The sequence below is a fragment of the Priestia megaterium genome (assembly GCF_009497655.1).
Taxonomy (GTDB): Bacteria; Bacillota; Bacilli; order Bacillales; family Bacillaceae_H; genus Priestia; species Priestia zanthoxyli.
Window position 1 is genome coordinate 2,058,620 of the sequence record NZ_CP023317.1, and the last position, 26,496, is coordinate 2,085,115.

The 26,496-nt window shown below is 38.8% G+C and carries 27 protein-coding genes and 1 riboswitch; of the genes, 23 read left to right on the top strand and 4 right to left on the bottom strand.

Annotated elements, in window-relative coordinates; all coding sequences use genetic code 11:
• The first annotated feature begins 25 nt into the window (after positions 1-25).
• The 5 genes from CEQ83_RS10325 to CEQ83_RS10345 all read left to right on the top strand — a co-directional run bounded on the left by CEQ83_RS10325 (position 26) and on the right by CEQ83_RS10345 (position 4,493).
• Positions 26-694, top strand: coding sequence for a response regulator transcription factor (locus CEQ83_RS10325; RefSeq protein ID WP_028413539.1), 669 nt, complete (start codon positions 26-28; stop codon positions 692-694).
• On the top strand, positions 691-2,055 hold the full coding sequence (locus CEQ83_RS10330; protein WP_155017225.1) for a HAMP domain-containing sensor histidine kinase: 1,365 nt from the start codon (positions 691-693) through the stop codon (positions 2,053-2,055). Before CEQ83_RS10325 ends, CEQ83_RS10330 begins: the two co-directional genes overlap by 4 nt.
• Positions 2,056-2,140: 85 nt before the next feature.
• Positions 2,141-3,076 carry an ABC transporter ATP-binding protein gene (locus tag CEQ83_RS10335; RefSeq protein ID WP_028413537.1) on the top strand — a complete coding sequence of 312 codons (936 nt, stop codon included), beginning with the start codon at positions 2,141-2,143 and terminating at the stop codon, positions 3,074-3,076.
• Positions 3,051-3,758: an ABC transporter permease gene (locus CEQ83_RS10340; RefSeq protein WP_028413536.1), complete on the top strand. Its 708-nt coding sequence runs from the start codon at positions 3,051-3,053 to the stop codon at positions 3,756-3,758. Before CEQ83_RS10335 ends, CEQ83_RS10340 begins: the two co-directional genes overlap by 26 nt.
• Positions 3,759-4,493: an ABC transporter permease gene (locus CEQ83_RS10345; RefSeq protein WP_028413535.1), complete on the top strand. Its 735-nt coding sequence runs from the start codon at positions 3,759-3,761 to the stop codon at positions 4,491-4,493.
• A gap of 31 nt (positions 4,494-4,524) precedes the next feature.
• Here CEQ83_RS10345 and CEQ83_RS10350 read toward each other — a convergent pair whose 3' ends face one another.
• A complete protein-coding gene (locus tag CEQ83_RS10350; protein ID WP_028413534.1) occupies positions 4,525-5,364 on the bottom strand; it encodes a YitT family protein in 840 nt (279 codons plus the stop codon).
• Between the two features lie 248 nt (positions 5,365-5,612).
• Here CEQ83_RS10350 and CEQ83_RS10355 point away from each other — a divergent pair, with 248 nt between their 5' ends.
• The 9 genes from CEQ83_RS10355 (at position 5,613) to CEQ83_RS10390 (ending at position 14,721) form a co-directional block, all read left to right on the top strand.
• A complete protein-coding gene (locus tag CEQ83_RS10355; protein WP_028413533.1) occupies positions 5,613-5,966 on the top strand; it encodes a YolD-like family protein in 354 nt (117 codons plus the stop codon).
• Between the two features lie 121 nt (positions 5,967-6,087).
• A complete protein-coding gene (locus CEQ83_RS27045) occupies positions 6,088-6,228 on the top strand; it encodes a hypothetical protein (protein WP_013056833.1) in 141 nt (46 codons plus the stop codon).
• 382 nt (positions 6,229-6,610) lie between these two features.
• Positions 6,611-7,363, top strand: a complete 753-nt coding sequence (locus CEQ83_RS10360) for a DeoR/GlpR family DNA-binding transcription regulator (protein WP_028413532.1) — start codon at positions 6,611-6,613, stop codon at positions 7,361-7,363.
• Positions 7,360-8,274 carry a 1-phosphofructokinase gene (gene pfkB, locus CEQ83_RS10365; protein WP_028413531.1) on the top strand — a complete coding sequence of 305 codons (915 nt, stop codon included), beginning with the start codon at positions 7,360-7,362 and terminating at the stop codon, positions 8,272-8,274. The genes CEQ83_RS10360 and pfkB overlap by 4 nt, the downstream gene beginning before the upstream one ends.
• 12 nt (positions 8,275-8,286) lie before the next feature.
• Positions 8,287-10,158: a PTS fructose transporter subunit IIABC gene (locus tag CEQ83_RS10370; RefSeq protein ID WP_028413530.1), complete on the top strand. Its 1,872-nt coding sequence runs from the start codon at positions 8,287-8,289 to the stop codon at positions 10,156-10,158.
• 195 nt (positions 10,159-10,353) lie between these two features.
• On the top strand, positions 10,354-11,736 hold the full coding sequence (locus CEQ83_RS10375) for an aspartate kinase (RefSeq protein WP_028413529.1): 1,383 nt from the start codon (positions 10,354-10,356) through the stop codon (positions 11,734-11,736).
• Positions 11,737-11,852: 116 nt separating this feature from the next.
• A complete protein-coding gene (locus CEQ83_RS10380; protein ID WP_028413528.1) occupies positions 11,853-12,338 on the top strand; it encodes a YusW family protein in 486 nt (161 codons plus the stop codon).
• Between the two features lie 188 nt (positions 12,339-12,526).
• Entirely contained in the window at positions 12,527-13,117 is a 591-nt protein-coding gene (locus CEQ83_RS10385; RefSeq protein WP_155017226.1) for a superoxide dismutase family protein, read from the top strand.
• A gap of 116 nt (positions 13,118-13,233) precedes the next feature.
• On the top strand, positions 13,234-14,721 hold the full coding sequence (locus tag CEQ83_RS10390; protein ID WP_034265717.1) for an FAD-dependent oxidoreductase: 1,488 nt from the start codon (positions 13,234-13,236) through the stop codon (positions 14,719-14,721).
• A gap of 74 nt (positions 14,722-14,795) precedes the next feature.
• On the opposite strand, the gene CEQ83_RS10395 is transcribed toward CEQ83_RS10390, so the two are convergent.
• Positions 14,796-16,028 carry a helix-turn-helix domain-containing protein gene (locus CEQ83_RS10395; protein ID WP_028413525.1) on the bottom strand — a complete coding sequence of 411 codons (1,233 nt, stop codon included), beginning with the start codon at positions 16,026-16,028 and terminating at the stop codon, positions 14,796-14,798.
• 308 nt (positions 16,029-16,336) lie between these two features.
• Here CEQ83_RS10395 and CEQ83_RS10400 point away from each other — a divergent pair, with 308 nt between their 5' ends.
• Genes CEQ83_RS10400 through CEQ83_RS10410 form a run of 3 tightly spaced genes read left to right on the top strand, consistent with a single transcriptional unit; the run spans position 16,337 to position 18,845 of the window.
• Entirely contained in the window at positions 16,337-17,116 is a 780-nt protein-coding gene (locus tag CEQ83_RS10400; protein WP_028413524.1) for an SDR family NAD(P)-dependent oxidoreductase, read from the top strand.
• Between the two features lie 12 nt (positions 17,117-17,128).
• Positions 17,129-17,431: an ArsR/SmtB family transcription factor gene (locus CEQ83_RS10405; RefSeq protein ID WP_028413523.1), complete on the top strand. Its 303-nt coding sequence runs from the start codon at positions 17,129-17,131 to the stop codon at positions 17,429-17,431.
• 13 nt (positions 17,432-17,444) lie between these two features.
• Positions 17,445-18,845 carry an aldehyde dehydrogenase gene (locus tag CEQ83_RS10410; RefSeq protein ID WP_051418570.1) on the top strand — a complete coding sequence of 467 codons (1,401 nt, stop codon included), beginning with the start codon at positions 17,445-17,447 and terminating at the stop codon, positions 18,843-18,845.
• Between the two features lie 27 nt (positions 18,846-18,872).
• Here CEQ83_RS10410 and tenA read toward each other — a convergent pair whose 3' ends face one another.
• The gene (gene tenA / locus CEQ83_RS10415) at positions 18,873-19,562 is read right to left on the bottom strand and encodes a thiaminase II (protein ID WP_028413521.1); all 690 of its coding nucleotides are present in this window, start codon (positions 19,560-19,562) and stop codon (positions 18,873-18,875) included.
• 95 nt (positions 19,563-19,657) lie between these two features.
• Positions 19,658-19,756, bottom strand: a riboswitch (TPP riboswitch).
• Between the two features lie 226 nt (positions 19,757-19,982).
• Between tenA and CEQ83_RS10420 the strand changes: the two genes are divergently transcribed.
• From CEQ83_RS10420 to CEQ83_RS10430, 3 genes are all read left to right on the top strand, one after another.
• Positions 19,983-20,729 carry a TspO/MBR family protein gene (locus tag CEQ83_RS10420; RefSeq protein WP_028413520.1) on the top strand — a complete coding sequence of 249 codons (747 nt, stop codon included), beginning with the start codon at positions 19,983-19,985 and terminating at the stop codon, positions 20,727-20,729.
• A gap of 301 nt (positions 20,730-21,030) precedes the next feature.
• A complete protein-coding gene (locus tag CEQ83_RS10425; RefSeq protein ID WP_013056847.1) occupies positions 21,031-21,213 on the top strand; it encodes a hypothetical protein in 183 nt (60 codons plus the stop codon).
• A gap of 176 nt (positions 21,214-21,389) precedes the next feature.
• Positions 21,390-22,724 (top strand): sodium-dependent transporter, encoded by a 1,335-nt coding sequence (locus tag CEQ83_RS10430; RefSeq protein WP_028413519.1) that lies wholly within the window; start codon positions 21,390-21,392, stop codon positions 22,722-22,724.
• Between the two features lie 31 nt (positions 22,725-22,755).
• On the opposite strand, the gene CEQ83_RS10435 is transcribed toward CEQ83_RS10430, so the two are convergent.
• Positions 22,756-23,331 carry a cell wall hydrolase gene (locus CEQ83_RS10435; protein ID WP_028408694.1) on the bottom strand — a complete coding sequence of 192 codons (576 nt, stop codon included), beginning with the start codon at positions 23,329-23,331 and terminating at the stop codon, positions 22,756-22,758.
• Between the two features lie 250 nt (positions 23,332-23,581).
• Between CEQ83_RS10435 and CEQ83_RS10440 the strand changes: the two genes are divergently transcribed.
• The 3 genes from CEQ83_RS10440 (at position 23,582) to CEQ83_RS10450 (ending at position 26,486) form a co-directional block, all read left to right on the top strand.
• Positions 23,582-24,613, top strand: coding sequence for a LacI family DNA-binding transcriptional regulator (locus CEQ83_RS10440; protein ID WP_028413518.1), 1,032 nt, complete (start codon positions 23,582-23,584; stop codon positions 24,611-24,613).
• Between the two features lie 89 nt (positions 24,614-24,702).
• Positions 24,703-25,428, top strand: a complete 726-nt coding sequence (locus CEQ83_RS10445; protein ID WP_028413517.1) for a ThuA domain-containing protein — start codon at positions 24,703-24,705, stop codon at positions 25,426-25,428.
• A 32-nt stretch (positions 25,429-25,460) separates the two neighbouring features.
• Complete coding sequence (locus tag CEQ83_RS10450) at positions 25,461-26,486, top strand: Gfo/Idh/MocA family protein (protein ID WP_028413516.1); 1,026 nt, start codon at positions 25,461-25,463, stop codon at positions 26,484-26,486.
• The last annotated feature ends 10 nt before the right edge of the window (positions 26,487-26,496 follow it).

Here is a 26,496-nt window from a genome sequence, read left to right on the forward strand (position 1 = left end):
AAAAAGAAGTAAAGGGGGTGTGCGCATGAATCACGTTTTATACATTGAAGACAATGAAGAAATTGGATTAATGATTCAAAATGAGCTTAAAAAGCAAAACTATGAAGTTACTTGGTTACAATCAGGAGATATCGCCAGTCAGTTTATTAAACAAACGGATATTGTCATTCTAGATGTAATGCTGCCTGGGTTAGATGGATTTACAGTGGGAAAAAAGCTTAAAAAACTAGCACCTGATGTCCCGATTTTAATGCTTTCAGCTCGTACAGCCCTAGAAGATAAGATCATGGGGCTAGAGTTTGCCGATGACTATGTCACAAAGCCGTTTCATCCAGAAGAGCTGCTTGCAAGGCTCGAAGTATTGTTAAGAAGATTTTCAAGAAAGAAAGAAGAGCTTATTGTAAAACATTTGCATATTTCGATGATAGACTATCGCGTGATGAACAGAGAGACAAGTGAAGAAATTAGTTTAACAGGTAAGCAATTTCATATTTTTACTTATTTCCTTCAGCATTTAAATCAAATTTTAACAAAAGAACAAATTTATGAAGGAGTATGGAAAGAGCGTTATATAGAAGGAGATAAAACATTAATGGTACATATTCGCTATTTACGAGAAAAATTGGAGAAAAATGCAGCTAAGCCTGAAATTATTGAAACAATACGAGGGATTGGGTACAGGGTGAAGCAATGAACGTTACACAGTCTCTTATCACGAAGTATATCTTAATTATGCTTTCAGCTGTACTAATTATACCGGTATCATTCTTTGCAGGCTCATGGCTGATCACCGTCCCTTTTATGCATATTCAAGGATTATTAAATGAAGAGTATAAAGGAAAAAGCTACTACGAACAAATGTGGAATGAAGAAGCCCGAAAGCTAGAAGGAGCAAATGAGAAAACAATTAATCAAAAGCTAAAATTATTAAAAGAAAAATACCCTGAAGCTTCAATGTTCTGGGTAAACGAAGATGGACAAACACAGCTTCCGCTTCCTTATCATGCAGCCCTTCCGAAGCAATGGTCATCGTCTTATACGGCTGAATTTATAAAAAAACGATACGGAAACAATCCGTATACGGTTATTACCTTTATTGGAACAGATAAAAAGCAAGGTTTTATGGTCATTGAAGTGCCAGAAAAAGCCGTTGAGCCTCCTATTCAAAGGCTAGACCCAGCCTACTATAATATTTATTTAGGATTTGTTTTTATTATCGTGCTTTCTTTTATTGTACTTTCTCTGTTCTTTTTTCTTCGAATTCGAAAAAGGCTGCGAGTGTTACAAGCTGCTATGAACAACAAAGGCGAGCGAGGAATTCCTTTACCTGTTGTATCTGAGTCCACGGATGAAATTGGTCAGCTAGAACAATCCTTTAATCAAATGGTTAAACAGCTTCATGAAAGCCGGTATCGAGAGAAGCAAGAAGAACAGCTGCGGCAAGACTTAATTATGAGTCTATCGCATGACTTACGAACACCGCTCACGACTGTTCGAACGCATATTTATCAGCTAAAAAACGAAGAAATGGCCTTGAACATTCAACAATCTCTTGAGGTAATTGATACAAAAGTAGAATTTGTTAGTGATTTAATAGATAATTTATTTTCCTATACGCTGCTGTTAAATGGAAAATATCCATATCGGGAAGAGGAAGTTGATATGGCTCGATTTCTTAGAAAAAGCATTGCGCAATGGTATCCATTATTTGAAGAAGAGAATATGGAAGTGGATATTCAACTGCCTTCTCAGTCCATATATTGGCGCGGAGATGTTCAGTGGTTAGAAAGAATAATAGATAATTTATGTCAAAATGTCATCCGTCATGCCAAAGAAGGTAACTTTATTAGCTTTCGTCTTGTTCAAGAGCATGATTTATCTTCTCTCACCATTTCTGATAAAGGGTCAGGCTTTAAAAAGAATAGCCATACGAAGCAAAACGGTGTAGGTCTAGCGATTGTGGATGCGATGATTAAAGAAATGGAGTTAACGTGGTCAATTCATTCTACAAAACATGGAACGGATATTCAAATTGTGTACAAAGCGAGTGGTTAATTCACTCGCTTTTTTAAACGAATTTTAACCTTTCTTTTCCGTCCTCTTAACTTTGGCTGTTTATAGTAAAGGAGAGGTGATAAAAGTGGAAATTGTTAAAACGACTCAGCTGATAAAAGTATTTAAAGGAGCAGAAGCTGTAAATGAAGTGAATTTATCCATTAAAGAAGGAGAAATCTACGGGTTTCTAGGGCCTAATGGAGCAGGGAAGACGACAACAATCCGAATGTTGCTCGGGCTAATGAAGCCAACGAGCGGGGAAATTGAGCTGTTTGGAGAAAGAATAAAAAATCACAGGCAGCATATTCACGCCTTAAAAAAGATAGGTTCACTTGTAGAGAGCCCTTCCTATTATGCGCATTTAACTGCAAGAGAAAATTTAGAGGTACTTCGTAAAATACTAGGTGTATCTAAAAACAGAGTGGATGAAGTACTAAATATTGTAAAATTAACAAAAGAAGCAAATCGCCCAGTCAAAGGCTTTTCTCTTGGAATGAAACAGCGGCTTGGTATTGCTTCTGCACTCCTCGGAAATCCTCGTTTATTAATCTTAGACGAACCAACCAACGGACTGGATCCTGCAGGAATTCAAGAAATTCGTTCATTAATTAAAGAAATGCCAGGGGAAAACGGAGTTACCGTATTGATTTCAAGTCATTTACTCTATGAAATCGACCATTTAGCGACTCAAGTAGGTATTATTACAAAAGGAAAGATGCTATTTAATGGCTCGATTGAATCGCTTCGCAAAAAAGCTAAGCATCAAGTGGCATTTACAACAGGAGAGATAGAAAAGGCTAAAACAATACTATTAGCAAACGGGTTTGTACCTACTATCGATAAACATAGTCTTCTTTTAGATTATATTGATCATGAGCAAGTGGCACATCTTGTTTATCAGCTTGTGCAAGAAAATGTCTCAATCTACCGAGTTGAAGAAAAATCGAAATCATTAGAAGATATCTTTTTAAAGCTGACAAGCGAGGAGAATAGATATGTTCACAAAAATACTGCAGGCTGAGTGTATAAAGTTAAAAAGAAAATGGCTCTGGTTTTTACTATTTTTAGGTCCAGCGGGTGTAATTGGCTTAACTCTAGTTGATTATAGCGTTCGATATGAATATTTAATTCAGCAAAATCCGAATGTGTGGGAAGGTCTTTTGCATGAACTAAACATCACGCTTCCAATAGCTTTTTTACTGGGAGGAACGATTCTTGCTTCAAATGTAGCGCATATTGAATATCATAGAAGCTCATGGAAGCAGCTGCTGAGCTTACCTGTGAGCAGACTGAGTGTTTATACAGCAAAATTTTTAGTAGTTATGTTTATGCTACTTATCGCTTCTGCTGTTCTATTAATCGGTATAATTGGGTTAGGCTGGTGGTTAGGATTTGGTTTTCCGTCTTCTTGGAAAAATCTTTTCGTGTATACCTTTTATCCGTTTTTTTCTGCCATTCCATTTGTAGCTATTCAAATATGGTTATCTATGCTTTTTAAAAATCAAGGCCGCTCTCTTGCACTAGGTATTGTGATGAGTGTGACGATGAGTGGTATGAGAGAATTGCCGAGCTGGTTTTTCTGGCAATGGCCAATGCTAGCGTTTTCTGACTATCGGAATATGTACATAATAGCAGGTGTAATTATCGGTATTTTCCTATATGCTGCAGGCGCCTTGCACTTTATCAAAAAGGATGTGGCCTAAATGTTTTTGCAATTATGTAGGATAGAATCGTTTAAATTGTTTAAAACAAAAGCCTGGACGTACCTTTTTGTGAGTCCTATTCTAATCGCTATTATCCTTTTTGTAGGTGATCAGGCAATGCCAAGCGGGAGAACGAAATGGGCAATGGCAGATGCCTTGATTGCCAATGTTCACGGATTGGTGTTTTATCCGTTAATTGGCGGGTTAGTAACATCCTTCATCTGTCGGTATGAACACGAAGCGGGAGGATGGAAGCAATTATTATCTCTTCCTGTGACAAGGACATCGGTATACGGAGCAAAATTGATTACAGCAGCAGCTTTCATGGGAATTCTTCAAGTGCTTGTATTTGTTGTTTTATTAGGAGTTAGCATGTTAAAAGACTATCCGAGCGCTGTGCCATTAAAGATGATAGCTGGAAATATGCTAGGCGGATGGGTTGCGGTGTTGCCCATTCTTGCGTTTATGCTAGCTGTGTCAATGGCATGTTCTAGCTTTGGAGCATCTTTGACAGTCAACGTCATTTTAACACTACCGAATTTATTCGTTGCTAATTCTGAACGATTTGGCCCCTGGTACCCATGGACTCAGCCAATGTATGGAATGTTAGGTGTAACCGGAAAAGCATCATGGGGGTTGATGCTGACTACACAGAATTTCTTAGTGGTTGTTATAAGCAGCTTTCTGCTTTTTGGAGTAGCAGGTTTACTGTATTTTCAGCGCAAACATATATAATAGAAAAAACCCGCTTTTTTACAGCGGGTTTTTAGCTGGCTTTTGGAATAGTAAAACCTACTCCAAAGACGTCTCGCACATCGTGGACAACCACAAAAGCCTGTTCATCGACTTTATGAATAATGCGCTTTAACTCTAATAGTTCTTGTTTGTTCACAACTACGTACAATACGTCTTTTGCTTCTTTTGTATAGCTTCCATGAGCAGAAAAGACAGTGACGCCTCGCTGCATCTTTTTGTTAACTTGTTCGGCTACTTCAGCTGAACGGTGTGAAATAATAGTGATTGCTTTGCGGGGGTTAAGTCCTTCAATAATATAATCAAGCACCTTTGTTCCGATATAAAGAGAAATAACCGTGTACATCGTCTTTTCTCCACCGATGACAAAATAGGCGCTTGCTACAACTAATAAATCAATTGCTAGCATCGTTTTGCTAATATTCCAGTCTAGATATTGATTAGCTAAGCGGGCGATAACTGCCGAGCCTCCGGAAGTTCCGCCACCTCTAAACACAAGCCCGAGTCCTACACCGGCTAAAATACCAGCAAAAATAGCCCCAAGTAGCGTATCGTCAAGAGGATTTCCCAGTCCTTCAGTTATATGTAGGAATAGAGATGTGAAAATAATACATATAATTGTGTAAGCAATCACACGTTTGTGAAGCAATTTGTATCCGATCAGTACCAGCAAACCGTTTAATATAAAGTTTGTGATACCAGGAGACCAGCCTAGTACATAATAGGTAATCATTGTTACACCGGTTACGCCGCCTTCTGCTAATTCATTTGGAATAGCAAAATAATTAATGGCCAGTGCGAAAATGAGGCTTCCTAGAATAATGAGGATAATTTCTTTTATTTTATTGATCATGAACGTTACCTCCAATCATCAAAAACTCCGAAAACACAGTCATGACAATGTATTATACCAACTCTAGAGGCTGAATTAAAGATGGGATATTATTATTTTTTAAAAAATCAATTTCTGCTATCAACATAAAATCTTTTGACAGTTTTTATGGAGTATGAAAAAATAAATTGTTTGCTTTTATTTTGATTAAAAAGTTTTGCAATGAGAATGTTCGTTCGGTAAAATAGAAGCAAGAGTCAAGGGGGAGAATGAACGTGTATCAAGATGAATTAAAACAGTATGCGAAGTTAGTAATGCCTGAGCATTTAGAGAAAATGAAGAAAATGTACAGTCCCGAGGCGCATAAGCAGTCTTTAGGGTTGAAAAAAGAAAAGATTGAGCATATTGAAAAGGTCATTATGAACAGTTACTCGGAGCATCATCCAGTAACCCTTCACGTCTATGAAGCAGGACATATTCAAAGATATGAACGAGTGACAATCGATAAAGTTTCTCTGCAGTCGAATACGCTGATGGTGACAGGGCCTTGTTATACATATTCGATTCGAGCGGATGCAGTAATTGAAGCAGATGTATGGAAAGATGAAAGCTACTCTAGCTAAGAGTAGCTTTTTTGTTGAATTTGTATCTTTTTTTTAACGCTTGCATACAATACATAAAAGCATATTCTGCGAGTAGTCACTTTTAGCTACTAGGAAATTTTGATTAAAGAAGGGATATTGTATGCAAAATGAAAAAACTCAAGTAAGAGAAATTGAATTAACGCAGTTCATTAAGAAAAGACTCGTTCGTTTTATCTCAAGTTTGGCTATTTCTTCTGCCCTTGCTTCTATATTATATATGCTTCTGTTTTTATTTAAATGATGGGTCACTTTGAGTTGTCCAAAAAGGTGGACAACTTTTTTGATGTATAGGCTCTCATTAAAACAGGACAAGCTAAACATAATTCAGTCAAGAGAAATTAAATCGGTCAAGAAATAGTCAAAAACAGTCATAGCTAATTAGTTGCAAGAAAACCTTTACATATAATGAGAAAAGTAGACAAATTCTTGAATTACCAGCTTATTTCCTTTTGTATAAACTATTATCAAAACAAATGCAAATCTAATTGTTCGTTCAAAAAACTTTATTTTGTAATTAAAAAAATGAATGTTTTTGATTTTTTATGATTGATTTTGAATGTAAACCGTGATAAAGTAAGTACATGAAATAAATGAAAACGCTTTTTTGAAAAAGGAGCTAGAACATGTTAACGCCGGAGAGACATCAACTAATCTTAAAACTTTTAAAAGAGAAAGAACTTGTAAAAGTGCAAGAGTTTATCGAAGTTACAGGCGCTTCGGAATCCACAATTAGAAGAGACTTAAGTCAACTAGAAGAAGAGCAAATGCTCAAACGTGTTCACGGTGGCGCTTCGCTTATTCGCAGTAAACGAATCGAACTGAGCGTTATCGAAAAATCTGCTAAAAATATTCAAGATAAACGAAACATTGCAGAGTATGCGGCTTCCATTATAAATGAAGGTGACTGTATTTTTTTAGATGCAGGAACTACAACGTATGAAATGATTCCTTTTTTGAAGCAAAAAGATGTAGTTGTCGTGACAAATGGTTTAATGCATTTAAACCCGATGCTAGAACAAGGTATCACCCTCTATTTAATTGGAGGATCTGTTAAACATAAAACGGGCGCTTTAATTGGCAATGGAGCTCTTTTAAGTCTTGAGCAGTATCGTTTTGATAAGTGCTTTATGGGAGCGAATGGGATTCATCATCAATATGGATATACAACTCCTGATCCAGAAGAAGCATTGATCAAGCAAACGGCAATGAAGCTTTCTAGAGAATCTTATATTTTATCAGATTCTACTAAGTTTTTTGAAACAAGCTTTGCGAAAATAGCCGATTTACATGAAGCAAAAATTATAACAAATGACGTACCTAGTGATGTACTTATACAGTATGCAAACAAAACAGACATAAAGGTTGTGAAATCATGATTTATACATGTACGTTGAACCCATCCGTTGATTACGTAGTACATGTTTCAGCATTCGAAGAAGGCGGACTTAACCGCACAACGAATGAAGCCAAGTTTCCAGGAGGGAAAGGCATTAACGTCTCTCGCGTTTTAAAGCGATTAGATGTTGATAATAAAGCTCTCGGTTTTGTAGCCGGCTTTACAGGAACCTATATCGAAGACTACTTAAAAGCGGAGAATATTGAAACAGCTTTTACAAGAGTTGATGGAGATACCCGCATTAACGTAAAGTTAAAAACGGAAAAAGAAACAGAAATTAACGGTCAAGGGCCTGCTATTACAGACGAAGCGCTTCAGTCTTTATTGACTCAAGTAAAGCAAATGACTGAAGGCGATATCTTCGTATTAGCAGGAAGTATACCGAAAACGCTTCCAAGTTCTGTGTATGAAACGTTAACGGAACTAGCAGCAGCGAACGGAGTAAAAGTAGTAGTAGATGCAAGTGGAAAAACCTTGCTAGACGTCGTGTCTCACAAGCCGTTTTTTATCAAACCAAATCATCATGAACTTGCAGAATTGTTTGATGTAGAAGTAAACAGTGCAGAAGATGCGCTAGTATACGGTAAAAAGCTTGTGGAACAAGGAGCGCAAAACGTCGTTGTATCCATGGCAGGCGATGGAGCACTTCTTATTAACGAAAGCGGTGTCTACAGTGCCACAGTCCCTAAAGGAACAGTGAAAAATTCTGTTGGAGCTGGCGATTCACTTGTAGCTGGATTTATTGCTTCTTATGTAAAGCAAGGGGATTTATTAGAAGCCTTTCAAACAGGAGTTGCTTCAGGAAGTGCCACAGCATTCTCACTTGAATTATGTACAGCAGAAGATGTAAAGACGCTTCGTGAACAAGTGTCAATCACAAAGGTAGAGTAGGGGGAACCGAGAATGAGAATTACAGAACTATTAAAAAAAGATACAATCATTCTTGATTTAAAAAGCACGTCAAAAGCTGATGTTATTGATGAGTTAGTTGGAAAATTAGACGAAGCTGGTCGCTTAAGCGACCGAGCTGGCTATAAAGAAGCAATTTTAAATCGTGAATCTCAAAGTACAACGGGAATTGGGGAAGGCATTGCCATTCCGCATGCAAAAACAAGCTCGGTAAAAACACCGGCCATTGCATTTGGACGCTCAACAGAAGGTATTGATTATGAATCATTAGACGGACAGCCTGCACATTTATTCTTCATGATTGCAGCGAGTGAAGGCGCGAATAATGCTCACTTAGAAACATTATCTCGTTTGTCTACGTTATTAATGGACGAATCGTTCCGAAAAACGTTGCTAACAGCATCATCAATTGATGAAGTCATTAAAGCAATTGATGATAAAGAAACTGAAAATGAAGCGCCGGAAGAAGAAGTGGATACAGCTTCAGATCAATTAGTGCTTGCTGTAACGGCTTGTCCAACAGGAATTGCCCACACGTATATGGCAGCGGATAGCCTAAAAGCAAAAGCGAAAGACATGAACGTGACGCTCAAAGTTGAAACAAATGGTTCCAGCGGTGTTAAAAACGCGTTGACGAAGGAAGAAATTGAAAACGCTACCGCTATTATTGTTGCAGCGGACAAGCAAGTAGAAATGGAACGTTTTGCAGGTAAAAAAGTTATTCAAGTTCCAGTAGCTGAAGGAATTCGTAAGCCCGAAGAATTAATTAACCGCGCGTTAAAAGGAGACGCTCCTGTATACAGCGGCGGCGGTGGCAGCAAAGAAGGCGGAGAAAGTAAAGGATCAGAGCGTACAGGGTTTTACAAACACCTAATGAGCGGTGTATCAGCAATGCTTCCGTTTGTTGTAGGGGGCGGGATCTTAATCGCCATTTCATTTATGTTTGGTATTCACTCAGCAGAACCGAAAGATCCAACGTACAATGCGTTTGCAGCGGCGCTAAAAACAATTGGCGGAGATAATGCATTCTTTTTACTAGTACCGGTACTAGCAGGGTTCATTGCGATGAGTATTGCTGATCGTCCTGGTTTAGCTCCTGGTATGGTTGCAGGTCTTTTAGCAGCTTCTGGCGGAGGCGGTTTCTTAGGTGGTTTAATCGCTGGTTTCTTAGCGGGTTATGTAGTAGTGGGGTTAAAGAAATTGTTCAGCGTCCTGCCGCAAGCTCTTGATGGAATTAAGCCAGTTCTTCTTTATCCGCTATTTGGGATTTTTATCTCAGGATTGATTATGCTTTATGTTGTAAATGAGCCAGTTAGTGCAATTAACAAAGGGTTAACGCACTGGTTAAGTGGATTTGGCACGGGTAACTTAGTATTATTAGGTATTATCTTAGGCGGTATGATGGCTATTGATATGGGTGGTCCTATTAATAAGGCAGCCTTTACATTTGGTATCGCAATGATTGATGCTGGAAACTATGCTCCACACGCAGCGATTATGGCAGGCGGTATGGTTCCGCCACTAGGTATGGCTATTGCGACAACTTTGTTCAAAAACAAATTTACTCGCCAAGAGCGTGAAACAGGTAAAACGTGTTATGTAATGGGTCTTTCATTTATCACAGAAGGTGCGATTCCATTCGCAGCAGCTGACCCAGGCCGTGTTATTCCCGCATCGGTTATCGGTGCTGCAGTAGCAGGTGCTTTAACAATGATGTTCCACATCGGTTTACCAGCACCACACGGCGGTGTATTCGTTATCGGAATTGTACAAGGAAATCCTCTTTTATATGCACTAGCAATTTTAATTGGTGCCATTGTGACAGCGGTCCTTGTAGGTGTATTAAAAAAACCAAAAGCAGAATAACAAATAAAGACTGATTTTACATCATGTAAAATCAGTCTTTTTGTGTTTTTCTGGTAGACATTTGTTCTTTATGAGAGTACAATTACGGTAGTATTCCTTTAATTTTTAGAAAAGTTAGATAGATAAGCTTTTCTACTTGATAAAATATGGTACAATAATCGAATATTAAAAACAAAGTAAGGAAGTGTCTCAAACATGAAGGTTGCGAAGTTTGGCGGGAGTTCAGTTGCAAGCGCAGAGAAATTTAAACAGGTTGCGCATATTGTAACGTCTGATAAAGAGAGAAAGCTGGTAGTTGTATCAGCTCCGGGCAAGCGATACGGAGAAGATACAAAAATGACAGATTTGTTAATCGCACTTTCTGCCAAAATACAGCTTGGAGAAGATTACGTCGATGAGTTTGGGCAAGTAATCGATCGCTATCGTGAAATCGTGGTTGACTTGTCTATGCCAGAAACGATTATTACTGATATTATTGCGAATTTACAATCACTTATTGATTTACATAAAAACGATCCGTTTCGCTTATTAGATTGTCTCAAAGCAAGTGGAGAAGATAATAACGCAAAGGTAATGGCTGCTTATTTAAACCATTTAGGGTTTGAAGCTCATTATGTAAATCCAAAAGAAGCAGGTATTTTTGTTTCTGATGAACCAGGAAGAGCAAGAGTGCTTCCACTGTCTTATGAAAAACTGCCGCAGCTAAGAGAGCGTTCGGGCATTTTGGTGATTCCAGGATTTTTTGGCTACTCTGAAGAAGGGAACATGGTTACGTTCTCGCGCGGTGGGTCAGATATTACAGGTTCAATTGTAGCAGCAGGAGTAAAAGCTGACTTGTATGAAAACTTTACTGACGTAGATGCTATTTACAGCGTAGATCCAAGACTTGTGGAAAAGCCTCATGAAATGAAAGAAGTCACATACAGAGAAATGCGTGAACTATCCTATGCAGGTTTTTCTGTCTTCCATGATGAAGCGCTAGAGCCGGTTTATAAACTAGGCATTCCTGTATGTGTAAAGAATACAAATAATCCTGAAGCAAAAGGTACATTCATTGTAGCTGAGCGCCCTCACGGCGATACGCCAGTAGTTGGAATCGCTGGGGACAAAGGTTTTTGCAATATTCATGTGAGCAAATACTTATTAAACCGTGAAATTGGTTTTGGCAGAAGATTGCTTGAAATTTTAGAAGATGAAGGTATTTCATACGAACATACTCCTTCAGGAATTGATAATATCTCTGTCATCATGCGCGAGCATCAGCTTACGCCAGATGTGGAAAAACGCGTATTTGCTCGAATTGAAAAAGAACTTGAAGTAGATGAAATCTTTATTGAACGTGATCTTGCTATGGTTATGGTAGTAGGAGAGGGAATGAATAGCACAGTAGGAATTGCTGCGAAAGCTACAGAAGCTTTTGCTCGTGCTGAAGTGAATCTTGAAATGATTAACCAAGGTTCTTCTGAGGTAAGCATGATGTTTGGTGTGAAAGCAGACGCTTTAGACCGTGCTGTTCAAGCTCTTTATAATACGTATTTTAACAGCATGTACAGTATTTCTTATTCTAATGTAAAATAAACAAGACGAAAAACCCCGCTTTCTTTTTAGAGAGCGGAGTTTTCTAGTGAAGGCGTATATAAATTGAATTTGTGGACATAAAGGGAAGGAAGAGTGAAGTCAAAGGAGGAAACACAGTGAAGAAAAGACCCTTTTTCATATTCTTTTCCCTTATAGGTATGAGCGTACTTTCAGCATGCCACAATGATGATGCGGCACCCGCAAGAGAAGCTCAAAATAAACAAGGCGTGACAAATGGCGGAACGCCGATGAGCTATGATAATCAAAGTGAAAACACATCTTTTAACTTTTCAAAATTTGATTTAGAAGTAGACTACAAGGGGCTTAATAATGATTATGAAGCCGACTATGAAAATGAAAACGATGAGATAGAAGCCAAAGTGGATGATAATATTAACGATGAGCACTTGAACGGAGACAAAGCGTTTAATAAATTATCTTCAACATTTAAAAAGTTAAATTTTGATCAGCGCACCCCCGATGAAGATGTAAAAAAGGAAGTAATCGATGCGTTTGGCCTAAAAAAAGATTTTCAGTCGTTTGAATTAGAAGTTCGTTTTTCAAACGGAACGGAAAAAGAATACAACTTTAAACAAAAGTAAGACGTTAAAACAAAGTATTTTAGTTGAAGGAAAATCCGAACGATGAATTGAGGTTCTTCATTAAGAATCCAACTCGTTCGGATTTTTTCTTTGGTAAGGTGAACGTATGTCTCAATCTTATTTTTGATGTCTAAAAAAAGGAAAATAGTGAAAGGATGGTGATAAATAAGCAAAAGGAGGAATCACGGATGCAAAAGTTGATAATGAACGGATGCGTAGTCTTTGTTCTGTTATTGTTAGGAGCATGCAGCATGGTAAAAGAGCAAAATAACGCTCATGAAAACCACCTGAAAACCGAGGAAGCGAAAGAAACGAGCGAGGTATCGGTAGGACCTGTTAAAGTAGATTTAACGAATACGTCAGGCAAAAAAGTAGGAGAGGCTACGCTGACAGAAGCAAAGAACGGTGTGCAAATTAAATTAACTGCTCAAGGTCTTTCACCCGGGAGACATGGATTTCATATTCATGAAATAGGAAAATGTGAGGTGCCGGATTTCAAAACAGCAGGGGTCCATTTTAATCCTTTTAAACGTGAACACGGCTTTAAAAATACAAAAGGCCCGCATGCGGGTGACTTGCCCAACTTAGAAGTTGCGCCAAATGGAAAAGTAGATACCGAAATTTTTGCTTCTCTTGTGACGTTGCAAGAAGGAAAGCCGAATTCTCTTATAGATATGGATGGGTCGGCATTAGTGATACATGATAAAGTAGACGATTACACAACAGATCCTTCAGGAAACTCAGGAGATCGAATTGTTTGTGGAGTGATTACGAAATAAGCCAAAAAGCTGTGAGATCATTCACAGCTTTTTTATTGCTGTAACGAGCCGCTTCTAAATTGCGGTGAGCTTCTTTTTTTTGCACAATAGAAGAAAGAGTTAAAGAAGGTGAAAACATGCATAAGCAAGTTGTTGTAATAGGTGGAGGAATAGGTGGGTTAACAGCGGGAGCGCTTTTAGCTAAACATGGCTATGAAGTGACGGTTTTAGAAGCTTCTCGAGAGTGGGGAGGCTGTGCCGGGAAATTCCAGCGCCATCTCTATACATTTCCTGTCGGAGCGACGCTTGGAATGGGATTTGAGCGCGGAGGGATCCATGAGCGAATCAGCACATACCTGGGCCTAGAAATTGAAAAGATTTCTCTTGAGAAAATCATGAAAGTTCATCTTCCACATCGTACACTAATTTATTATCAAGACCGGTATCAGCATATTTCGTATCTTCAAAAACAATTTCCTCATAAAGCGAAGAATATTAGGAGCTTCTATGAAAGTATTTTTAGAGTTGCAAAAGAAATTCGCAAGCTCATGCGGCCGCTGCCGGTTCTTCCTCCTCTCACAATCGGTGAGTGGAGTAGGCTGGTAAGTTCGTTAAATCTTGGGTCTGTGAAGTTATTACCTTATTTTCATCGATCGTTTAGTCATTTACTAAAAAAACACAGGTTGCTAGACGAAACGGACTTTATTCATTTTATTGATGGTCAATTAATAGACAGCATGCAGACAACGAGTGAGAACTGTTCAATGCTTATCGGATGTCTAGCGTTGGATATTTATCACGAAGGAGCTTTCTATGTGAACGGTGGCTTATACAAAGTCGCAGAAGCCCTGCAAAAATCTATTAAAGCCAACGGAGGAAAAACGACTCTAGGAAGGAAAGTAGTAAAGATAGAGCGTGATAACGACGAGTGGATCGTGCATGATCATAGAGGTAACCGCTACCGCGCTTCAGACGTTGTATGCAACGCGCCAATTCAAAGCTTAAAGTCTTTACTGCATGATGAAGATTACCAACATATCCATAAGAGGGCCAAAGAAAAAAGCGAGCTTCCGCAGTGGGGAACGTTTTCGATGTATGTTGCGATTGATGAAAGAGATCTTCCGCAGAAGGTAGAGTTGTTTCAGCAAGTGCTTCAATCCGAACAAGGCGAGATGACGGAAGGAAATCATTTATTTATCTCCGTGTCTCATCCTGACGATCGTTTTCGTGCGCCGGAAGGCAAACGTACAATTACAGCATCTACTCACATTGAGCTTAGCAAGTGGAGTAACAAGGAAACCTATGATGTTCAAAAACAAGTTCTTGAGAAAAAAATGATAGCAGGAATTAAAACTATCATTCCTAACATTGAAGAAGCAGAGCATCAAATTTCAGGAGCTCCTAAAGCATGGGAAAGGTTCACTTCTCGCCCAAACGGCGGAGTGGGAGGCTTTCCGCAAACGTTAGATCATGCCTTGTTCAACAGCATTTCGCATCGATCTGGCTTACAAGGGCTGTGGTTATGCGGAGATACAGTGTTTCCGGGAGCGGGAACTATAGGCGTATCGGTAAGCGGCTATCATGTTTTTCAAAGTATAACGTCTCATCAGCATAGGTTACCTTAACGTTTCGTCCGGACAAACTACTAGTGCTTATACCATCAAAAAACACCGGCCCTATTACCATAGGGCCGGTGTTTTCAGGAGAGAAACAGCTTCCACCACTTCCGTTTTCGCTTCATATCAGCAGCGGCGGTTTGTCTAAAGGTTTGGACAAAATCACTAAACATTTCTTCGCGTTCAGCTACGCTTTGACGATGAAGCTTACGCTCTTTCTCCATTTCTTTCAAATAATAGACTCGTTCTTCATTCATCGAATCAATTAAATCACGAAGCTCTTCTGTCGTATTAGTTGAAGAATTATTTAATTTTTCAACCATAAATTTTACTTGATTCATTGCAACGGTAGAATTGCTTGAGAATCGGTCTAATAAATACTGCATTTCTTTAGAGGATTCATCCGCATTCTCCATGACATCTTTCATGAACAGGCGCATATCCTCTGTTTTTTCTTCCGCAATTGTTGAATAATCTTCAATCAAAGAAGTGACTTCATCAAACGATTTTTCGTTAGAACGGATAATTTTTTTAGACATATTTTCTACATCTCTTGCGCTGCGTTCTGAAGACTCAGAGATATATGCCCCGACCGACTCCACCATTTCTACAGTTTGAGTAGCACTTTTTTCAAGCTCTTTTTTTACTTCTCCGACAATTTCTTCCCGAACTTCATTTCGCATTCCTTCTCGCATTTCTTTTAACAAATCAGCTTTAAACGTATCAAGTACTTCAAACACATCTTCATAGCGGCGAACAGCTTCTACTAGTTCCCCTTGAAGCAGCTCTTTTTCATTCACGACAAGGTCGTTTGGTTTTGGTTCTTCAATAGAAGCAGAAATAGCCTGCTTTTCTTCTTCAGTAGCTAATCGTGCTTCAGGTATAGGAGGGGTCTTCTCTTGCTTATTCTCTGAAATGCTTTCCTGCTTTTCAGCAGCTTTTTTCTTTTCTTGCTTCATTTGTTTATTGGAGTGTTCTTGAAAATCAATGACGTTTTCTTTTTTAGCAGTTTTCAACTTTGCTGGTTCTTCTTCTTTTGAAACCGCTGCCTCTGATTCCATCACTAAATGCTCCTGCTCTTCTTGTTCCTTTATTAGCAGCTGAACATATTCTTTGACTTCATCTAACGTACATTGTTCATCAAACAGCTGTTTAATATCATTAAATAATTCAATTTGTTCCTCTGTATAGACACGGGCCCCATCTACTCGTTCAATTGTTAAATAGCTGCCCAATAATTTTTCCCATTGTTTTAACGTTTTCTTTTCTACCTCTAATTGATCACTTACTTTTTTAATTGTATACGTCTCCATCATTTTTCATTTCCTCCCTTATCTATTTTCATCCAACTATGTAATGGATTATTTGTTGTATGTTGTATTCACCATATCTTCACTTGTTTTCCTGCTAGGTGACAAAGGTTGTCAAAACTAGACGACATTAGCCTTCTATGTAAAGAAAACGCATATTTTGTAAAAAAATGTACAGAAATGCGCAAATGGCAAAAATGGAAAACATAAAAGAAAAGGAGAGTATAGAAAACAGTTGACGGGAAAAAATGAATCCTATAAGATAAGTTTAAATGTTTAAGTTCTTGAACATATAAACATAAGGAGTGAACACTATGTCACAGCATTATGCGCTCATCACCGGTGCGTCCGGAGGAATAGGTAAAGAGTTAGCTTATCAATTCGCAAAGGATGGCCATTCTTTAATTTTAGTTGCCAGAAGTGCTGATAAACTAACAGCGATTAGAGAGAATTTAAAATCTACTTATAATATTGACGTAATAACGGTTGTAAAGGATTTATCAAGAGAAGAAGAGATACAGTCACTGTATGAAGAACTTAAAAATAAAGAAATGCACGTTGATTATTTAGTGAACAATGCAGGTTTTGGACTATACGGTAAATTTATTGAAACAGCTTTAGATGAAGAGTTAAACATGATTGACTTAAATATCCGAGCATTAACTCATTTAACAAAATTATTTTTACCCGATATGGTCAAAAGAAATCACGGGAAAATTTTAAACATTGCGTCCGTTGCTGCATTTATGCCGGGTCCGCTTATGACAGTGTATTACGCAACAAAAGCGTACGTATTATCTTTCACAGAGGCCCTTGAAAATGAATTAAGAGGTACCAATGTAACGGTAAGTGCTCTATGCCCGGGTCCAACTAAAACGGGTTTTAGCGACCGGGCTCAGCTGAGCAATTCCAAGCTTTTTCAAAGCGGTGCAATGGATGTAGAAGCAGTTGCTAAAGCGGGCTATAAAAAATTTATGAAAGGGCAGACGGTTATCGTACCAGGAGTACAGTTTCGTCTCGCCACCTTCATCCCGCGCTTTGTACCAAGAAAGTGGCTTTCATCCGTTGTCCGCAGAACACAAGAAATTAAATAAAGGAGAATATTTATGAGTGAAAAAGCAGTGGAGTTATTTCGTGCCAGCATTCCTATTTTTCAGGCTCTAAGTGATTCAGCAAGACAAGATATTATTTTGCTGCTCGCGGAAAAAGAGCCTTTAACCGTTAATGAAATTGCAAACGAGTCTACTTTATCACGACCGGCAATTTCTCATCATTTAAAAATTTTACGTGATCAAAAGCTTGTGCAAATTGAGCAAAAAGGAACGCAGAGATATTATTCATTGGCTTTAAACAAGGCAGTTGAGCTATTAAAAAGCTTGCTTGCTACAGTTGAAGCTGAATGTTTATAGGGAGATGAAAGAGATGAACCACGAGCAATTCTATATCACAGATGAAACGGTCATTGAACATATTGTCTCTACACAAAAGCAGTATTTCTATGCACAAAAGACAAAGAGCATCAGCAGCCGCATTCAAGCGCTGAATAAGCTCAGAGACGCAGTAAAACAAAACGAGCAGAGAATTATAGATGCTTTAAAACAAGACTTGAATAAATCTGAAGTAGAGGCGTACACGTCGGAAATTGGGATTTTACTAGAGGAAATTCGGTTTACGCTTAAGCATTTAGCAAAATGGATGAAGCCTAAAAAAGTAAAAACCGCTTTAACACACGTGGGCTCTAAAGGGAAAATTGTGCCTGAACCGTATGGAGTCGCGTTAATTATTGCTCCGTGGAATTATCCGTTTCAATTAGCGCTGTCTCCTTTAGTAGGAGCGATTGCCGCTGGAAACACGGCGATTATAAAGCCTTCTGAATTAACGCCTAGCGTATCTCGGGTTATACAAGAATTACTAGCTGAGGCTTTTGATCCCGCATTTGTGACGGTGATTGAAGGCGCTGTAGACACGACGAGCATGCTTTTAAAACAGCCCCTCGATTATATTTTCTTTACGGGAAGTGTAAATGTAGGGAAAATTATTATGCAAGAAGCAGGAAAGCAGCTTATTCCCGTCACGCTGGAGCTAGGAGGAAAAAGTCCGTGCATTGTACATGAAGATGCAAACCTAGATCTTGCAGCGAAGCGAATTATGTTTGGCAAAGGAATGAATGCAGGCCAAACGTGCGTTGCTCCCGATTATTTGCTCGTGCATAAAAAGGTAAAAGCGCAGCTAGTGGAGAAACTTCGCGAAGCGATTTATCAATTTTACGGTAGTAATCCGCTTGAAAGTGAGCGCTACGGCCGTATTGTCAGTGAGCGCCATTTTATTCGGCTAGTTGAGTTTTTAAAAGACGGAAACGCTATAGTTGGAGGCGGGTATAATAAAAGTACGCTCACAATAGAACCTACGGTGTTAAGTGAAGTAAGCTGGACATCAGACGTTATGCAAGAAGAAATTTTTGGGCCTATTCTTCCTATGATTGAATACGAAACGCTAGACGAAGTTATTCATAAAGTTCAAGAAAAAGCTAAGCCGTTAGCTCTTTACTTGTTTACGGAAAGTGCAAATGTACAAAATGTCATAACGGAGCGTCTTTCATTTGGAGGAGGCTGTATAAATGATACGCTTATGCATATCGCTACGCCATATTTACCCTTTGGCGGAGTTGGAGAAAGCGGTACGGGCCAATATCATGGAAAAGACAGCTTTCAGACATTTTCTCATTTTAAAAGCATGCTGTCTCAAACAACCAAGTTTGATTTGTCATTCCGCTATCCTTCAGAGAAACAAAACTTGAAAATGATTAAAAAATTATTGAAATAAAAAGCCTCCTGATAGGAGGCTTTTTCGTTATTTTGAAAGTGAAAGCTGAGAAAGCGGCCATTTTTCTTGTGTATACGCCATTTCCCAAAATAAATACTCCAGCTCACAGCTTTTGATAAAGTGATCTTTCATACGATTACGTTCTTCTTCAGTCGCTTGTTCGGCGAGTTCATCAAGCTTGTTACAAAACCATTGTGTTGTGCCATTCATTTCTTCATTATTATAAAACTGAATCCATTCATAAAAAGGATGAGAAGGAGATGGATTTACTTGTTCTGTAATGCGCTGGCCAATTTCAACGTACGTCCACGGACATGGAAGAAGCACGGCAATGATTTCCGCTAAGCTGCCTGTATGCGCAACGCTTGTCATATGGTTAATGTAGTGGCTGGCCGTTGGTGAAAGAGCCTCAGTGTGGAGGTCTTCATAGCGTACGCCTGCTACTTCACAAAAATTATTATGAGGGTGTACTTCACTATGTAATACCGTAGAAATGCCGGCATTAAAGGCTTCCATTTCGGTACGCGTGCGGCATTTTGTTAAAGCAGCGCCGTAAATGCGGACAAATGCTGTTAAGTATTCGTAGTCTTGAGAAACGTAGTGAATAAGCGCCTCTTTTGGCACGTCTCCTTCAGCAATTCCTTTAATAAAAGGGTGGTTAAAAATGGCTTCGTAAATATAGTTTGCTTCTTGTCTTAATTGAGATGAAAATGACATCAAAATCCTCCTTTAATATGAGGAAGTCACAAACAAGCACATAAAGGAAATAAAAAACACTCCGTTTATAAACGGAGTGGCAAATGACAGTACAAAACTGAACATTGCCACTTTCCTACGCTGGTATGAGCCAGATCAGGTTCAAAGGGATCAAGAAAACTTGTCTCAGCCGGTCGGCACCCCTAGTGGACTTCCTATTAGTCTATGTTTAACTTACCATATATTCTGAAAAATAGAAAGCGTTACGGAAAATTGTTCCCTAACGGTTTTTATCTCTTAAAGAGGTAGCTTCTTGAAGCTATTTTTAATCATTTTTGTTTAAAAATGCATATTTTTAGGGAAGAAGAGGTATTAATGAAGGGAAGAGCCGTTTTCGTCTCCGAAACATTCCCATATAAATAGAAGAAAGGAGAGAACAAAATGGCAAAATTTCGTTTGTATGCTGTATTAAATACAGTAGGCTTGGCTATTACACTTCTTGTGAATTATTTAGCAAATGCGATTCCAATAGGAGGCAAAACAACGGCAGAGGCTTCTGCGCAAGTTCCTACGTTGTTTACACCAGCCGGTTATGCCTTTGCTATCTGGGGCGTTATTTATTTGTTATTAACCATTTGGGTTATACGCCAATTTTTTGCAAGAGAAGATCAAAAGGAAATATATGCACGTATCGGCATTTGGTTTTTTCTAAACTGTTTGTTAAATAGTGCGTGGATCTTTATTTTCCAAAACGATTACTATAAGTTATCCCTTTTAGTTATGCTCTTTATTTTAGGCACATTAATGATTGTATATTCCATTATTCAGCATTCTCGGATGACGACATGGTTTATGCGTCTGCCGATTTCGCTTTATCTTGGATGGATTTCTGTTGCGACTATTGTTAATGTATTTGTCGTATTTCAAGCAAATGGAATACAGCACTTGCTTGGCCTAAATGAATTAGCATGGACGATTATTATGCTGCTGGTAGGGGCTGCGCTGGGCATTATGTTTACATTAAAAAACCGAGACGCTGTTTATCCGCTTGTTTTTATTTGGGCTTATATTGCCATTGCGGTGAAACAAAGTGGAAATCAGCCAATTGTCATTACTGTTATCATCTCGATTGTTTTATTAGCAATTGCTATTATTGTGGGACTGATTAAACGCTATAGACGTTTTTAAAAAGAAGCTCTAGCTTTTGTAAGCTAGAGCTTTTTATGATGCTCTTTTGATTGTAAAAAAGCAGCTGTAAAAGCAATTAAGCTAATTAAAATACCAAAAGGAACAACAATTGGTACGAATGATAAAATAAATGTCATAAGCGTAACCTCCATGTTGCATCGGTGCATAATGAAAAATTCAACTTTTTAAATTGAAGTTCCGCTATTATAGTATGCTAGGCTTTATGTTTGGAGCCTATATGTTTAGAAATAAACGAAAAAGGCAACATACGTTACATATAGTTTATATAGGAGGAGTTAAAATGGAAACATATTTAGTGGCTTACACAGATAAAGACGATATGGAATATAAACAAGTGACGTGCGAGAGTTATGAAGATGCAGAGCGTACGGTTCTTCGTTTAGAGAGAGAAGGGCATATGCATATTGAAGAAATATCAAATCAAGAAGCCTACCGTGGAGACGAATCATCGTACAGAGAATAATTTTTGAATAGAAACATCAAACTCAAAATGAAGAGGCAGCTGCTTCTTCATTTTTTCTATTCTATATAGATATCGTTTTATAGAAAAAAGTAAAACGGGAATGATTTTCTTCTGCATTTATGGTACAGTACTAATCAGGTGAGTTTTGAGTTTAGAAGAGGAGAGAGTAACATTATATGAGTAAAGGAAATCAGTGGTCTTCACGCCTCGGTTTTATTTTAGCATCTGCTGGGGCAGCAATTGGTCTAGGAGCGATATGGAAATTTCCATACGTAACCGGAACCAGTGGCGGTGGAGCATTTTTTGCGTTGTTTATTTTATTTACAATTTTTATTGGATTGCCGCTTCTGTTGGCAGAATTTATCATTGGAAGACATACGGGAAAAGAAGCGATTAGTGCTTATAAAGCAATTGCTCCAAAGTCCGCTTGGGTATGGATTGGCAGGCTGGGAGTACTCAGCTGTGTCGTTTTGCTTTCCTTTTACAGCGTCGTTGGCGGCTGGGTGATTTTATATACGATTATGAGCGTAACCGGTATGCTAAGCGGAAAAGAGTACGGTCCGTTGTTCAATGCCGTCATTAGCCAACCTTATGTGGTATTAGGTGCACAGGCGCTGTTTTTATTAATTACAGTGTTTGTTATTTCAAAAGGCGTACAAAAAGGCATAGAGCGTGCTAATAAATACATGATGCCGTTGTTATTTATCTGTTTTATTATCATTGTGGTTCGCTCTTTAACATTAGACGGAGCTATGGACGGAGTAAAGTTCTTTTTAAAACCGGATTTTTCAGCCATTACAGGGTCATCTGTTCTCTATGCGCTCGGTCAGTCGTTTTTCTCGCTTTGCGTAGGATTATCCTGCATGGTGACATATAGCTCTTATTTAGGGAAAAAAGTAAGCTTGACGCGTTCAGCGGGCACCATTGCTATTTTGAACTTGTTTGTTTCGCTGCTTGCAGGCTTGGCTATTTTTCCAGCTGTTTTTTCATTCGGATTAAAGCCAACCGAAGGACCTGGACTTTTGTTTGTGGTCTTGCCAACAGTATTTGAGAAAATGCCGTTTGGCACCGTCTTTTTAGCACTGTTTTTAATTTTATTTCTATTTGCTACGCTTACGTCTGCTTTTTCACTGCTGGAAATTATCGTAGCTGCTTTAACCAAAGACGATCAGACAAAACGAACTCGCTATGCTTCTTTAGCAGGGATTCTTGTGTTTGTAGTAGGTATCCCATCAGCGCTTTCGTTTGGTGTACTAAAACATGTCTCACTTTTTGGCAGAAGTATATTTGACGTAGCTGACTTTTTTGTGAGCAATTTAATGCTGCCTCTTGGAAGTTTAGCCATTGCGATTTTTGTGACATTTAAAATGAAAAAAGAAGCCGTGTATGAAGAGTTTATTTCAGGAAGTACAAAAGGCGCTAAATTATTCAACGCATGGTTCTTTCTAGTTAAATACGTATTACCTATTATTATTATAGCTGTTCTGTTAAGCTTACTTGTTGCATATTAAAAAAAGCACTCATCTGAGTGCTTTTTTTTGTTTATTTTGCAAAAACGTGATTTCCGATTGTAATCGTAACCTGTTTTTGACGAAGCCATTGATCGCTTGTTTTATCTGGGTTAAAGAAGAATAACGAGCCTTTTCCTTGACCTCTAAACGCTAGTGCTTCATTTACAGCTTTTTTTGCTTCAGCATCCGCTGCTTTATTAATTTCACCGTTTTGTACAGGTGTAAACTGTGTACCTTGATAAATGACATCATGAATAGAGTTTGGGAAAGAATCGCTATCCACGCGGTTTAAAACGACTGTTGCTACAGCCACTTTGCCAGCGTAAGGTTCACCTTTTGCTTCAGCTTGTACAAGGCGAGCTAACAATTCTTTATCGCTTTCGCTAATAGAGTTAGGGATTGTTAATGTTTCATTTGCATTAATAGAGTCGGTAGATTTGTGATTCGCTTCTTTTAACTGTTTAACCGTAACGCCGTATTCAGCGCCAATCTTGTAAAGAGTCTCTCCGGCTTTTACGCGATGGGTTGTTTCAGCGGCATTTGCCCCGTGACTCATGCCGAACATAGGAACGGCTAGTGCTCCAATAATTGCTAGTTTCTTAAACATAAAGTAAGTACCTCCTGAAATCCTTTTGAACGCCCCTTTTATCACGGATCGGTGCGTGCTGTGCACCGAACTTTATATGTACGTTTCAAAGATTAACAGGTGTCAATACATCTTGTCACTGCTTAAAACATACCAATCTAGGAAGATATTATAATAGTTAACAGATAATTTGAAAAATACGTTGACTGATAATAAAGGAGTGAATTATAATGAACGAGTAAATAGTTAACCGTTTAACTGGAGAGATTTTATGGGAGAAAAGATAACGATTCGTGATGTAGCAAAGCATGCAGGGGTGTCTGCAGCTTCAGTATCTTACGTCTTAAACGGAATTAACAAAGTATCCGATGAAACAAAAGAGCGAATTTTAACAGCGGTAAAAGAATTAAACTACGAACCAAATTTAACCGCCGTTAGTCTTTCGAAACAAAAGTCAAATATGATTGGCGTGATGTTCCCGCTTACAGATGATTCACTTTCTACTATATTTAAAGATAACCATTATTACAGTGAAATGATTAGTGGAATTGAATATGTAATCCGTAAGCATGGTTACGATCTAGTCATATCTGGAGTGAGTAGCCCAGCTGATTGCTTAAAATGGATTCGAACGAGAAATATTGATGGTCTTCTGTTTTTAGGAGCCTTCCCGCATCGATTATATGAAAAAATGAAAGCGTTATCGAATCCGATTGTGTTAGTAGATACATATGAAAAGTGCGAACGTGATTATCATCATATTTCGGTAGACGATGAGTATGGAGGATATCTCGCTACAACACATTTAGTGAGTTTGGGGCATAAAGAAATTGCCTTTGTTGCTCATCACCTCGTCAATAGTCCAGTGGATAAAAAGAGGTATATAGGCTACGAGAAAGCATTAAAAGAAGCGGGCATTACACCATCAAAGACGTTTGTTTTTGAAGTGAACGAAAGCTCATTTGATAACGGTTACAATTTAGGAAACAAGCTGCTGCAAGATCATAAGGATATTCGGGCGGTTTTTGCATCCTCTGATACGCTGGCGCTTGGAATTATGAAAGCACTGCAAGAAAAGGGGAAAAGAATTCCGCAGGACTATTCAATCGTAGGGTTTGACGACATCACGTTTAGCAGCTATGCATCTCCAAGTCTAACAACCATTCGTCAAGATGTATTTAACAAAGGAGTCGTCGCCGCGACGTCTGTTATTCAAGCAATCGAACACCGTTTCAGCACGCTGCAGCATGTAAAATTATCGGTTGAACTTGTTATTCGAGATTCGACTGCTAAGCGCGAGTGAACCACAGTAAGTTAACCGGTTAACCAAAGTTTAGCATTGATAAAAAAAGGGGATATAAGTTAGCATTCACAAAAAAAGGGGATATGAAAATGATTAATGTTACAGTATGGAACGAAAATCGTCATGAACAGAAAAATCCGGTTGTAAGAGAAATTTACTCTGAAGGCATTCACGGTGCCATCGCTTCTTTCTTAGAAGAAGGAGGATTTCGTACGCACACAGCAACATTAGACGAAGTAGAACACGGGTTGACTGAAGAAGTATTAAATCAAACGGATGTTTTAGTATGGTGGGGTCACTTAGCGCATGACGAAGTAAAAGATGACATCGTTGAGAAAGTAAAGCAGCGCGTGCTAGACGGTATGGGGCTTATTGTCTTACACTCAGGTCACTTTTCCAAGATCTTTAAAACGTTAATGGGCACAAGCTGCGACTTAAAATGGCGTGAAGCAGATGAAAAAGAGCGCTTGTGGGTAGTAGAACCGAGCCATCCGATTGTGGAAGGTATTGGTGAATTTATCGAGCTTGAGCGTGAAGAAATGTACGGAGAGCACTTTGATATTCCAGCACCTGATGAACTGATTTTCACGAGCTGGTTTGAAGGCGGAGAAATTTTCAGAAGCGGCTGCACGTACAAACGCGGAAACGGAAAAGTATTTTATTTCAGACCTGGACATGAAACATATCCAACATACCATAACAAAGACATTCAGCGTGTCATTATGAATGCTATTAAATGGGCGAAACCGGCAGAGAGAAAACGTCCTGTTTACGGCAATGCGCAACCGCTTGAATCAATCGCAGTTAAAAACTAATTAATAATGCTTAAGCAAAGGGGATAGGAAAGATGGCAAAAGTAAAAATTGGCGTTATTGGGTGCGGAAGCATTGCGCAACACCGTCACTTACCAGAATATAAGATGAATGAACAAGTAGAATTAGTAGCCGTTTGCGATATAAACACAGAACGTGCAAACAGCGTAGCACAGCAGTACGGTGTAAAAGCGTACGCAAACTATGAAGAACTTTTAGCAAGCGGTACAGTGGAAGCAGTGAGCGTATGTACGCCCAATTATCTTCATGCGCCTATTTCGGTTGCAGCGTTAAACAGCGGAGTTCATGTTCTGTGTGAAAAGCCGATGGCAACATCAGAAGAAGAAGCAAAAGCGATGATTGAAGCAGCAAAAACAAACGGTAAAAAACTAATGATCGGACATAATCAGCGCTTTGTAGCTTCTCATCAAAAAGCTCGTGAACTTATTGAAAAAGGGGAAATCGGTAAAATTTATAGTTTCCGTACGGCTTTTGGCCACGGTGGTCCTGAAGGCTGGAGCGTGGACGGAAAAGAAAGCTGGTTCTTCAAAAAAGACGAAGCGTTTATTGGTGCTATGGGGGATTTAGGCGTTCATAAAACCGATATGCTCCGCTACATATTAAATGAAGAAATTGTAGAAGTCGGTGCATTCGTTGAAAGCAATGCAAAAGACTTTGCAAATGTAGACGACAATGCTGTGTGCGTATTAAAAACGGAAAGCGGGATTATCGGGACGCTTGCGGCAAGCTGGGCTTACAATGGAAAAGAAGATAACTCCACGATTGTTTACGGCGAGAAAGGGATTCTTCGTTTAGAGGACGATCCGACGTATTCATTAGTTGCACAATATGCAACGGGTGAAGTGGTGAACTATGAATTAGGAAAAATCCAGTCGAACGATGAAGGCGGACAAAGTAATTCTCACGTCATTGAACAATTTGTAGATGCAGTTGCAGAAGATAAAGAATCTCCGGTTCCTGGTGAAGAAGGATTAAAATCACTTGCTGTTATTTTAGCAGCTTTAAAATCAAGTCAAACGAAACAAATTACGCGCGTGTAAGAGGTGAAAA

Excerpts from the sequence above, each read along its gene's own strand:
- CEQ83_RS10445 (WP_028413517.1), top strand. The coding sequence starts at position 24,703 with ATGATTAATGTTACAGTATGGAACGAAAATCGTCATGAACAGAAAAAT.
- tenA (WP_028413521.1), bottom strand. The coding sequence starts at position 19,562 with ATGTCATTTTCATCTCAATTAAGACAAGAAGCAAACTATATTTACGAA.
- CEQ83_RS10405 (WP_028413523.1), top strand. The coding sequence starts at position 17,129 with ATGAGTGAAAAAGCAGTGGAGTTATTTCGTGCCAGCATTCCTATTTTT.
- CEQ83_RS10400 (WP_028413524.1), top strand. The coding sequence starts at position 16,337 with ATGTCACAGCATTATGCGCTCATCACCGGTGCGTCCGGAGGAATAGGT.
- CEQ83_RS10420 (WP_028413520.1), top strand. The coding sequence starts at position 19,983 with ATGGCAAAATTTCGTTTGTATGCTGTATTAAATACAGTAGGCTTGGCT.
- CEQ83_RS10375 (WP_028413529.1), top strand. The coding sequence starts at position 10,354 with ATGAAGGTTGCGAAGTTTGGCGGGAGTTCAGTTGCAAGCGCAGAGAAA.
- CEQ83_RS10435 (WP_028408694.1), bottom strand. The coding sequence starts at position 23,331 with ATGTTTAAGAAACTAGCAATTATTGGAGCACTAGCCGTTCCTATGTTC.
- CEQ83_RS10345 (WP_028413535.1), top strand. The coding sequence starts at position 3,759 with ATGTTTTTGCAATTATGTAGGATAGAATCGTTTAAATTGTTTAAAACA.
- CEQ83_RS10350 (WP_028413534.1), bottom strand. The coding sequence starts at position 5,364 with ATGATCAATAAAATAAAAGAAATTATCCTCATTATTCTAGGAAGCCTC.
- CEQ83_RS10395 (WP_028413525.1), bottom strand. The coding sequence starts at position 16,028 with ATGATGGAGACGTATACAATTAAAAAAGTAAGTGATCAATTAGAGGTA.
- CEQ83_RS10360 (WP_028413532.1), top strand. The coding sequence starts at position 6,611 with ATGTTAACGCCGGAGAGACATCAACTAATCTTAAAACTTTTAAAAGAG.
- CEQ83_RS10440 (WP_028413518.1), top strand. The coding sequence starts at position 23,582 with ATGGGAGAAAAGATAACGATTCGTGATGTAGCAAAGCATGCAGGGGTG.
- CEQ83_RS27045 (WP_013056833.1), top strand. The coding sequence starts at position 6,088 with ATGCAAAATGAAAAAACTCAAGTAAGAGAAATTGAATTAACGCAGTTC.
- CEQ83_RS10370 (WP_028413530.1), top strand. The coding sequence starts at position 8,287 with ATGAGAATTACAGAACTATTAAAAAAAGATACAATCATTCTTGATTTA.
- CEQ83_RS10330 (WP_155017225.1), top strand. The coding sequence starts at position 691 with ATGAACGTTACACAGTCTCTTATCACGAAGTATATCTTAATTATGCTT.
- CEQ83_RS10385 (WP_155017226.1), top strand. The coding sequence starts at position 12,527 with ATGCAAAAGTTGATAATGAACGGATGCGTAGTCTTTGTTCTGTTATTG.
- CEQ83_RS10390 (WP_034265717.1), top strand. The coding sequence starts at position 13,234 with ATGCATAAGCAAGTTGTTGTAATAGGTGGAGGAATAGGTGGGTTAACA.
- CEQ83_RS10410 (WP_051418570.1), top strand. The coding sequence starts at position 17,445 with ATGAACCACGAGCAATTCTATATCACAGATGAAACGGTCATTGAACAT.
- CEQ83_RS10430 (WP_028413519.1), top strand. The coding sequence starts at position 21,390 with ATGAGTAAAGGAAATCAGTGGTCTTCACGCCTCGGTTTTATTTTAGCA.
- CEQ83_RS10425 (WP_013056847.1), top strand. The coding sequence starts at position 21,031 with ATGGAAACATATTTAGTGGCTTACACAGATAAAGACGATATGGAATAT.
- pfkB (WP_028413531.1), top strand. The coding sequence starts at position 7,360 with ATGATTTATACATGTACGTTGAACCCATCCGTTGATTACGTAGTACAT.
- CEQ83_RS10450 (WP_028413516.1), top strand. The coding sequence starts at position 25,461 with ATGGCAAAAGTAAAAATTGGCGTTATTGGGTGCGGAAGCATTGCGCAA.
- CEQ83_RS10325 (WP_028413539.1), top strand. The coding sequence starts at position 26 with ATGAATCACGTTTTATACATTGAAGACAATGAAGAAATTGGATTAATG.
- CEQ83_RS10355 (WP_028413533.1), top strand. The coding sequence starts at position 5,613 with ATGAACGTGTATCAAGATGAATTAAAACAGTATGCGAAGTTAGTAATG.
- CEQ83_RS10340 (WP_028413536.1), top strand. The coding sequence starts at position 3,051 with ATGTTCACAAAAATACTGCAGGCTGAGTGTATAAAGTTAAAAAGAAAA.